Genomic DNA, 10441 nt, shown 5'->3' on the forward strand with positions numbered 1-10441 from the left:
GTCTGTTATTTTACTGTGAATGTTGTTTGTAATCCTTCGGCGCTGTTAGGGCCGACCCAGAGGTTAAATTCGCCCGGTTCGACTACTCTTTGCCGGTCGATGTTCCAGAAGGCCAGTTCTTCGACGGGGAGTGAGAAAGAGACTGTCTTTGTCTCACCCTGCTTCAGAGGAATCCGCCGGAAGCCTTTTAGCTCTTTGACCGGACGGGTGATGGAGCCGGCTTTGTCCTGTACGTACAGTTGCACGACTTCCGTGCCTTCATACTTACCGGTGTTTGTCAGGTCGAAGCTGATTTCCAGTGTTCCGTCGACAGCCAACTGATTCGTTGCCAATTGCAGGTTGTCATAGCCGAAGGTGGTGTAAGACAATCCGTAACCGAACGGGAATAAAGGGTCGAAACCGGCATCCATATAGAAGGATGTACAGCCCAGGGAGGTCTGTCCGGCTTCCTGCGGGATATCGTCTATCAATGTTTCCTGGCGGGAGGCGGGGCGGCCCGTATTGTTATGTGCATAGTAGACAGGTATCTGACCTACCATCTTCGGGAAGGTAACGGGTGTTTTTCCGCTTGGTACCGCTTTTCCGAAGAGCAGGTCGGCAAGGGCCGATCCGCCCATTGTTCCCGGATGGAAAGCGTAGAGAACGGCGTCGGACTGTTCGACTTCCTGTCCGATTGTCAGCGGACGGCCTGCCATAACCACCGTCACAAGCGGTTTCCCTGTCTTTGCCAGGGCGGCTATCAGTTCGCTTTGCGCTCCCTGCAAATGCAGGTCGGCTAACGAGTGCGCTTCGCCTGAGAGGATAGATTCTTCTCCGGCGCATACCAGTACGGCATCGGCACGCATAGCGGCATTCACGGCTTTGGCGATGCCGGCTGTATGCTTGTCGCGGCTATAACCTAATCCGGGTTCGTAGATGATTCGTACTTTATCGCCATACATCTCTTTCAAAGCGGTCAGAACCGTTTGCGTATGTGCTTTTTCTCCGTCGAATACCCAGGTTCCCATCTGGTCGTGGGCGGCATCGGCCAACGGGCCTATTATGGCAAGGGTACGTATCTTATCGGTAAAAGGTAAGGTTTCGCGGTCGTTCTTTAATAAGATAACCGATTGTTCTGCCGCCTCTTTGGCTTTTGCCAGGTGGGCGGGCGCATATTTTACTTGTTGGTCTGTGTCTGTATATGGATTATCAAACAGTCCCAGGCGGAATTTAAGACGGAGGATGTTACGGACTGCTTCATCAATCGCTGCTTCCGATACTTTCTTCTCCTTGACAAGTTCTTCCAGGTTACGGATAAACGTGCCGCTTACCATTTCCATGTCGATGCCGGCATTCACGGACTTCATGGCTGCCTCTTTCTCGTCTTTGCAGAAACCGTGGGAAATCATTTCGGCCGAGGATGCCCAGTCTGTTACCACCAGTCCGTCGTAATTCCATTCGCCGCGCAGCACATCTTTCAGGATGAAACTGTTCCCTGTCGAGGGAATTCCGTCGTTATCATTGAAAGAAGTCATGAACGTGGCGCATCCGGCTTTGGCAGCCGCTTCGAACGGAGGAAAATAGACGTTGCGCAGCTGGCGTTCGGGAATAAAGGTGGAATTGTAATCGCGTCCTCCTTCCGATGCACCGTAGCCTACAAAGTGTTTGGCACAGGCAGCAACAGCCGTCGGATTGTTCAGGGAATCGCCTTGGAAACCTTTCACCATGGCTACCCCCATCACGGAGCTCAGATACGGGTCTTCACCGCAGCTCTCGGCGATGCGTCCCCACCGTGGGTCGCGCGATATATCGATCATCGGGGCAAAGGTCCAGCGGATGCCGTCGGCCGACGCTTCGACAGCCGCCACACGGGCACCGTCTTCCACCAGTTGCGGGTTGAAAGTCGCCGCCTGTCCCAACGGGATGGGGAAGATGGTTTTATAACCGTGGATGACGTCGCGCGACATAAGCAGGGGAATACCCAGGCGGGATTCTTCCACTGCAATTCTTTGCGCTTTGTTTACCAGCTCCGGGTCGGTCAGGTTCAACAGCGAACCGACATTCCCTTCCCGGATTAACCCGGCCATTTCTTCCAGGCCGCCGAAAGGACTTAACTGGTTCATCTGGCCAATCTTTTCCTGCAAGGTCATTTGCCCTAACAAGGCATTCACCCGGCTTTCAATATCTCCTTCTTGGGTTCCCTGGGGTTCTGCGCATGATAAGAATGGCAAAAGCAGCAGGTAGACAGATAATCGTTTTATTTTCATGGCATAGTAAGATAAACAGGGATATCCTCCGGGATGAAACAGCTTATTTCATTCTTTGGATATCCCCTATTTAATAATCAATTAATATGGATTCTGAACAGTAGCTCCATGAGATGATTCAATTTCAATCTGGGGAATCGGAAGATACTTTTTGTTCTCGGTCCACTGCGGACGCTGCGGAATAGCAGCTCCTTTCCCTGTCCATTTCAGTTCGCCGTTGATAACTAGGTTGAGAGGTTTTCCGTCTGCATTGGTTTTAACTTCGCCTTTCGGCTTGTCCTGCGTAACGGTACCATCCGTACAGACAAAACGATGGGCATCCTTTGTCACATAAATAGCACCGCCACCCGGTTTCAAGACTTCAGCGGCTTTACCGAAACGAACCAGGTCGAAATAACGTTTTCCTTCACCCAGTAATTCTACCCGGCGTTCCTGCATGATGGCTTCTTCGGAAATTGCTTTGGGACTCAGACCGGCACGTTCGCGTACCTGGTCGAAATAACCTTGTGCTTCTCCCGAATTGGTGCGCCATGCCAGTTCTGCTGCAACCAGCAGAGTTTCTGCATAACGATACAGGTGGAAGTTGTTTTCCCAGTTCAGGTCCGCATCGCCAGCCTGGTCGGCCTTACCACCCGGACGGCCCAGATATTTGCGCAGGAAATAACCGGTGTTCTGGTAACGTCCCGTATAATTCACGGCGATTCCCCTGTTCATCATTTCCTCCTGGTACGTATCCAGGTTCAGGACTGCTACATCCCGACGGATATCTCCCGGTTCGAAGGCTTCATATGCATCCCGAGTAATCACACAGAAACCCCAGCCACCTTCAAATTCGGTATACGGGCCATGTCCCGTTTCCTGACCGCCGACGTAAGTCAAACCGTCTACACCAATCATAGCAGGGATTACAGTACCCCCACAGGCCCCAGCATTGCCCCAGCCGCGTTTACCACCGGCAGAGATGTAGTTGATATCGAGGATGATTTCATCGGACCATTCCGTAGCATAAGTGAACAGGTCGTCGTAGTCCGTAACCAGTTTATATTGTCCCGAAGCGATAACCTCTTTTACATAACCCAATGCTTTGGAGTAACGGCTTTCGTCTTTCTGATACATGACATAATCGGCATAGATCATGGCAGCGGCTGCCTGAGTCATTCGTCCGGCCCATGTTAGTTCACGTTTCATCGGAAGAATTTTGGAATCCAGCACCTCTTCCAGGTCGGTTACCATGTTATTGTATACTTCGTCTGCTTTCAACTGTTCTGCGATATACGGGAAAGTCAGGTTCTCCGTATAAAATGGAACATTCCCCCAGGTTTTCCACAATACCAGATAATACCAGTCGCGCAATACCCGTCCTTCTGCGTTGTAAGACTTTTTATCTGCTTCGGATATGTTTGCCTCTTCAGCATTGTCCATTAAGCGGATGGAGCGGTTGATGCCGGAGTAGGCAACGGTCCATGCTCCTTTTATGTCATTGGTAGGGCTACAGCCATACCAGGAGATTTCGTGAAGATAACCCTGGTCGGACGTGTCGCTACCACCCGGGTAAATATCATCGCTTGCAGCATCCCAGGCGAGGTTCAGAGGGAACCAGCCGTTATAGTAATCGAACCACTGCATCGGGTCGTAAGCGGCTGCCATGGCTTCTATCATTTTGGCATTGTCAGTATAATACCCTGTGATGGGCACACTGCTTGCCGGTTCTTCGGTTAAGAAACTGTCGCCGCACGAAACAAGTCCTGATGCAAGTAGTATGGCAGCGGCGAAAGTATATAGTTTATTCTTTTTCATATCGATTCCATTTTTTAGTGATTAGAAATTAAGATTTAAGCCGACTGTGAATGTACGTGCTTGCGGATAATAGCCGCGGTCGATGCCGTTTGATTTATCTCCGGCTACGTCTGTCGCATTTATTTCCGGGTCAAGACCCTTATAGGAGGTCAGTGTCAGCAAGTTCTCGGCGGCGACATAGAGACGAAGTCTGTCGACAAAGAATTTGCGTGTCAGGTTCTTCGGCAAGGTGTAACCTATCTGCATATTTTTAATGCGGGCGAAACTACCGTTGTGGACGTATAAATCGGAAACTTTCTTCCAGTTACCGTTCATGTCGTCACCCGGGTAACAGAAGCGGGGCATTGTGTTGGAAGTACCTTCTCCATGCCAGCGTTTCATAAACTCCTGGGGCACATTTACGGAAGACACATCCAGGCGGCGGGTTACGTCCATAATGTCCTGTCCCAATGAACCGGAAAATAAGACTGAAAAGTCAATGTCTTTATAAGCGGCCGTCAGGTTCAGACCGAAAGTCCAGTCCGGAGTACCTTTACCAATCATGGTTTTATCTTTATCGTCGATTGTACCGTCATTGTCAAAGTCTACGAATTTCACATCTCCGGGAACGGCAAGCGGCTGCAATTTCTCTCCCTTGCTGTTTGTATAAGCGTCGATTTCCGCCTGATTCTGGAAGATACCGGCTGTCTTGTAACCGTAGAAGTAAGGATAAGGCATACCGTTCTCCGCACGGCCGACATTTCCCAGGATATGTACCTGGTCCATCATCTCGAAACCGTCGGCTGTGCCTAAGTCTACCAATTTGTTTTTCAAATAAGAGAGGTTGGCGTTGACGCCGAAACGGAAGTCCTTGTGGCTATATTTATAACCGACTTCAAATTCAACCCCTTCGTTTTTCATCGAACCGACATTCCCCCAGGGCTTGGATTCGCCCAGATAGTTCGGTATGGCCATTTCTTTCAGCATACCGTTGGTCTTCTTCTGGTAGTAATCGACCGTAAAGGTCAATGCGTTGCCCAGGAAGCCGAAATCAATACCGGCATCATACTGTTCTGATTCTTCCCACATCAAATCGGCATTAGGAGTGCCGGAAGGTTTGGAACCCATTACGATTTGTTGGCCTCTGCCATAAGCGCCGAAAGGATAGTTATTATTCATCGATACATTCGCCGTGTAGCGGAAGTTACCGATAGCCTCGTTACCGTTCTTACCCCATGAAAGGCGTATTTTTGTATTGGTCAGCCAGTCCGGGCGTTTTTCCATAAACGATTCGTTCGTTAAATTCCATCCTAAAGAAACGGAAGGGAAAGTACCCCACTTGTTATTTTCACCGAAGCGTGATGAACCGTCGCGGCGTACGGTGAGCTGCAACATGTAACGTTCGGCGAAGTTGTAGCTTAAACGTCCGAAATAAGAAGCCAGCGAGTGCGGGTCGGTTAATCCTCCTTCGGTATTCCGGTTTCCGTTGTTCGGAAGGGAGGTCGTAAAGTCTATATTGGCCTTATCACCCATGTAGGCAATCAAATCTTTTGCCATACCGTACAGGCGGCGGCCTGTGTTGCGTTCGGCAGACTGTCCTAATACCACATTGAAAGTATGCTGGCTGATTGTTTTATCGTAAGTCAACACATTTTCAATCTGCCAGGTATAGCCGCGATTCATTTCGGACATCACGCTGGAACGTCCGTCTGCAATGGATTGGTTGCAGTTTCTGCCCAGATAATAAGGGTGGTTCCATTCGTCATATCCCCAGAATGCAAGGTCGGAGCCCCAGGAGAACTTATATTTCAGGTTATCCCAGATACCGAGTTCGGCTGTCAGGTTGGCAATGACTTTGTCTGAATTGTTTTTTCTTCCGGGCTGTGCGGACATGCGGCCCAGCGGATTCGTAATTTCGTTGAAGTTTTCCGGAATCTGCAATACCTGTCCGGTGAGCTGGTCGCGTACAGGGTCGCCGTACTTGCTGCGGATATCTGCCGTATAGCCGTTTACATGGTCCTCATCCTGTGCGTAGACTTCCATGGTCGGGTCCAGGAAAAGGGCATCTCCCAGCGGGGAACCGGTCAGGTTACCGGCGCTTACCCCTATATTGTTTATACGGGAATAAGACATATTGACACCGACGGTCATTTTTCTTAACCAGCTGCGGTTCTTCGTTTCGTCGAATAAGGTATAAAGGGTGTTGCTGCGGAATGAAAGGCGTTCGTAGTTGGAACGGTCATAATTTCCACCGATAATACCTTCCTGGTTATAATAACCGGCGGAGAAATAGTAACTTACTTTCTCGTTTGCCCCGCTGATGCTTAACTGATGGTTCTGTACGGGAGCGCCGTCGTTAAACAATACATCCTGCCAGTCGGTGCCTACACCCAGATTGGTGTTTGAAAAACGGTCGGTGCCGTTGGAATACTGCTGTGCTTCGTTCATCAGGGTCGCGTATTCGGACGCATTCAGCATACTGCGTTTTTTCCAGGCGGATTGCCAGCCATAAGAGAAGTCGTAAGACACTTTAACTTTGCCGATGGCCCCTTGCTTGGTCGTAACCAAAACGACCCCGTTGGCGGCACGTGAACCGTACACAGCTGCCGAAGCGGCATCTTTCAATACTTCGATAGAAGCAATGTCGGCCGGATTGATGTTGTCGATACCTCCGTTGATGGGCATGCCGTCTACGATATAAAGAGGGTCGGCGGTGTTGATGGTGCCTGTTCCGCGTACACGGATAACTGAACCTGTACCCGGTTGGCCGTTCTGTGTGGTCACCTGTACACCGGCTGCCAGTCCTTTCAACGCGTTATCGACACGGACGGGAGCTGTCTGGGCCAATTCGTCCGCACCTACTTTGGCGATGGAGGCCGTTACCACACTCTTTTTCTGCACACCGTAACCGATAACGACCACTTCATCCAGCGCCTGGTTGTCTTCCGCCAGCGTAACGGATAATGGCGCATTGCCTGAGACAACGATGGATTGGGGTAAATAACCGATAAAAGAAACGACGATGGTAGAGCCTTTTTCTACCTCATTGATGGTGAACATACCGTCCAGGTCCGTCATGGCCCCGTTGGTGGTTCCTTTTACTACTACATTGGCGCCGATGACCGGTTCGCCGAGGGCGTCTTTGACCTGTCCACTGACTGTCAGTTTTTGGGCAAACACAAATGTTGGAAATAACAATAGGCACAACAAAGGTATCATACCTTTAAGAAGCCTCTTTTTTAATAAAATGTTTTTCATAAGACGAATACATTTTTTAAAGTTAACGTACTAATTTGTTCTACACTTTTTGTACTTGCAAAAGTATAGCGCGAATAACCGGTGCCAATGGACTGGTAAACCGGATCGGTAAATCTATAAAATTGTTATATTGTTGATATATAGTGGTTTGAATATGTGGTTTGATACGTAAAAAGTAAGTTTCCGAATGTAGTCTGGGAGGCTTTTTCGAGTGGTTTCAACGCTCTATTTTCCCTAAAGATTTCACAATATCTGCAAAATGTTCTTTAGGAACGATTGCTTTGCTGCGCGTTTTCAGCCGATTATTGTAGACCGTCTGAGGGGAGCAGTGCAGGAACTCGGCAATCTTCACGCTATCGCTGATGCCGAGGCGTACCAGAGCGTAGATACGAAGTTCGGTGTTCAGCAGTTCTCCCTCTTTGGGTATGATTTGTTTGTCGGGTTGTAATAGAGCATTAAAATCCGAGACAAAGTCAGGATAGATATGCAGGAAGATGGCATCGAAATTACTGTAAAACTCTTTTAGTTCGTTGACAGCCAGCGTGGAGGAGTCTGTCATCTTTTTGACTTCGTCGACCATACCGGTCCTGATTTTCCGGTTGATATTTTTTCGGTATTCGTCCAGTTTACTGATATAGCTGGAACAGATGTTGAAGACGTAACCGATATATTCTTCCTTTACATAGTTGGATTCCGTCAGCTTGGAGTTCGTGTCGAGTAATTGTTCGTTCAGTGACTGGAGCTGGCTGTTTACTTCTGCCAGTTGCGTATGCGCTTTTTCCAGTTCGCTTACATGCTTGTTCAGGGTCTGGTTGGCATCGTTCAGTTTTCTGCGGGACTCTTTCAGCCGTTTTATCTGTAGTCCGATAAAGAACAGTGCTGCCAGCAGGACCAGCGACAAGGTGCTGACGATGTACAGATACCGGCGCAAGTCGGCTTCCTGCTTTTTGTTTCTTTGTTCGTATGTCTTGTGAATGGCGTCCAGTGCGGACGAAATGCCGACCATACGTATCCTGTTTTTATAGAGTTGTGCACATCCCAGGCAGTAGTTCAGATAAGAATATGCCTGGTCGATGTAACCTCTTTCATACAAGGTTTTTCCGAGTTCTTCCAGCGAAGCGATATCGTGGTTGGCCGACCGTATATCAGCCATGGCTGATAAAATGAGGTAACGAAAATATTCATCTTCGTTACCTTCGTCCCTATACATGATTGCCAGGATATAAGCGTTCATGGCGTCTTTTCTGGAATCGAAGGAGGCGGAAGCAAGTTCTTCTTTCAATTGCTCTTTTACTTCTGCAGCTTGTGGAGTCTTGTTGTATTGCCAGCCTTTGTACCATAAACCATATGGATGGTTGTCAGGAATACTGGCGAAGATCGAATCCCGATAGGTTTGTTCTTTCGCATAGTAGAAGGTACTTTGAGCGGTGTTTTCACCGGAATATTGCCCGTAATGAGAGTAAAGATACATCATTTGTCCATAGTAGTCCGTTCTGTAATAAGGCGACAGGTTTTCGGGGTTTATTTCATTCAGGGCATCCAGTCCCTCTTTCAGAAAACCGGTGGCTGTCAGGATGAACGACTGTTCGATCTTCCACTGTGCAACCCATTGGGGATTGTTTAGTTGTTGTGCTATTTCCAGATTTTTATGGATATAACTAAATGCAGAGTCGCTGTCATAGACCATATATTCTTCATAAAACAGTTTGTTCATCCAGTATTGCTCTTCCTCTGTTGCAACTTTCTGTTCCATTTTCCTCAGGTCCTCGATTCTTTTTTCCTTGGCAATGACAAAAGTCTCATTTTTAGCCAACAACGAGTCCAGGCTGGCCAGCATTTTCTCAGTCTCAGCAGAAATAGTTTGTCCGGATATATTTCCGGATAGTATCAGAAATGGCAACAGATAGAGAATTACTCGTATGTACATTTTATTCAATTTAAGGTTCACAGGAACAAAGATAAAAAATATCATCTGAATATCTCTACATATTTTTTTAAGATATAGATTCGTCCACGTTTTCCACCTGTAATCTCTTTTAAAACATCAAGCTTCTCTAATTCTTCAATAAGTTTGTAAGAGGATGCCTGACTTATACCTGTTATAGTTGAAACCTGGGCTGCATCTATAATCGGTTTTTTATACAGTTCGGTTATTACTTTTAAAGCGTTGGCTGATCGGCTGCCTAATTGTTTTATACACTCTTCATATTCTTTTTGTAGAAGTAATATTTCCTCAAATGTTTTTACTCCGTTTTCTGCTGTTTCAATAACTCCCTGGAGGAAGAATTTAAGCCAACCTTCAATATCATTTTCAAATCTAACTTTCATCAGATTAGAATAATATGAACTTCTATGCCTTTCCAGATAATCGGATAAATATAAAATAGGACGCTTTAATATACCTTTACTTACAAGGTACAGGGTAATTAGTAATCTCCCTGTTCGGCCATTACCATCTAAAAAAGGGTGAATCGTTTCAAACTGATAATGTATCAGGGCTATCTTTAATAGTTCAGGAAAGAAAATAGAATTATTATGTACAAATTTCTCTATATCTTCCATTAATTCAGGGATTGAAGTACAAACCGGAGGAATAAAAATGGCATCGTTAATAGAAGAACCTCCAATCCAGTTTTGACTTTTCCGAAATTCTCCTGGTTGTTTATATTCACCTCTGACCCCGGCAAGTAATACTTTATGTACATTTCTTATAAGCCTTGCAGAAAAAGGCAATGTCTCGAGCATTTTAATAGCTTCATTCATCGCAGATATATAGTTATGAACTTCGGTCCAATCGTCTCTTTTATCCAATGGCAAATCTTCTTTAGACATGAGTACTTCTTCCATATTTGTTTGAGTACCTTCTATCTTAGAAGATTGAGTCGCTTCTTTCATTATGTGCATGCTAATGAAAAGATCGATATTGGGTATATGTTCTGAATACATGTCTAGTCTGCCAAGCATTCTGTCTGCTTTGCTTAACAATGTTACTATCTCCATGTTTTCAATTACCCAAGGGTTGTTAATTAAGTTCGGTTGAAAACTCTTGTAGTAACCTTGGTTTATGTATGTGCCTGATTTAAAGTTTTTCATATGTAAATAAATTGCGCTCCCTATCTCAAGAGAGCCGTTTAAACCATTAATAAATTGATTTTTTTAGA

General features: G+C 46.8%; 5 protein-coding genes. All 5 read right to left on the reverse strand.

The window, feature by feature from the left end; translation table 11 throughout:
- Positions 1-5: 5 nt before the first annotated feature.
- The 5 genes from HMPREF1535_RS09040 to HMPREF1535_RS09060 all read right to left on the reverse strand — a co-directional run bounded on the left by HMPREF1535_RS09040 (position 6) and on the right by HMPREF1535_RS09060 (position 10373).
- The gene (locus HMPREF1535_RS09040) at positions 6-2246 is read right to left on the reverse strand and encodes a glycoside hydrolase family 3 N-terminal domain-containing protein (RefSeq protein ID WP_046145931.1); all 2241 of its coding nucleotides are present in this window, start codon (positions 2244-2246) and stop codon (positions 6-8) included.
- 81 nt (positions 2247-2327) lie between these two features.
- On the reverse strand, positions 2328-4043 hold the full coding sequence (locus HMPREF1535_RS09045) for a RagB/SusD family nutrient uptake outer membrane protein (protein WP_046145932.1): 1716 nt from the start codon (positions 4041-4043) through the stop codon (positions 2328-2330).
- A 21-nt stretch (positions 4044-4064) separates the two neighbouring features.
- Positions 4065-7280 (reverse strand): SusC/RagA family TonB-linked outer membrane protein, encoded by a 3216-nt coding sequence (locus tag HMPREF1535_RS09050; protein ID WP_010801081.1) that lies wholly within the window; start codon positions 7278-7280, stop codon positions 4065-4067.
- A 217-nt stretch (positions 7281-7497) separates the two neighbouring features.
- Positions 7498-9252 (reverse strand): DUF6377 domain-containing protein, encoded by a 1755-nt coding sequence (locus HMPREF1535_RS09055; protein ID WP_046145933.1) that lies wholly within the window; start codon positions 9250-9252, stop codon positions 7498-7500.
- On the reverse strand, positions 9249-10373 hold the full coding sequence (locus HMPREF1535_RS09060; RefSeq protein ID WP_044215059.1) for a Fic family protein: 1125 nt from the start codon (positions 10371-10373) through the stop codon (positions 9249-9251). Before HMPREF1535_RS09060 ends, HMPREF1535_RS09055 begins: the two co-directional genes overlap by 4 nt.
- Positions 10374-10441: the final 68 nt, after the last annotated feature.

It is taken from the genome of Parabacteroides goldsteinii DSM 19448 = WAL 12034, from assembly GCF_000969835.1.
In the GTDB taxonomy this organism is placed as follows: domain Bacteria; phylum Bacteroidota; class Bacteroidia; order Bacteroidales; family Tannerellaceae; genus Parabacteroides; species Parabacteroides goldsteinii.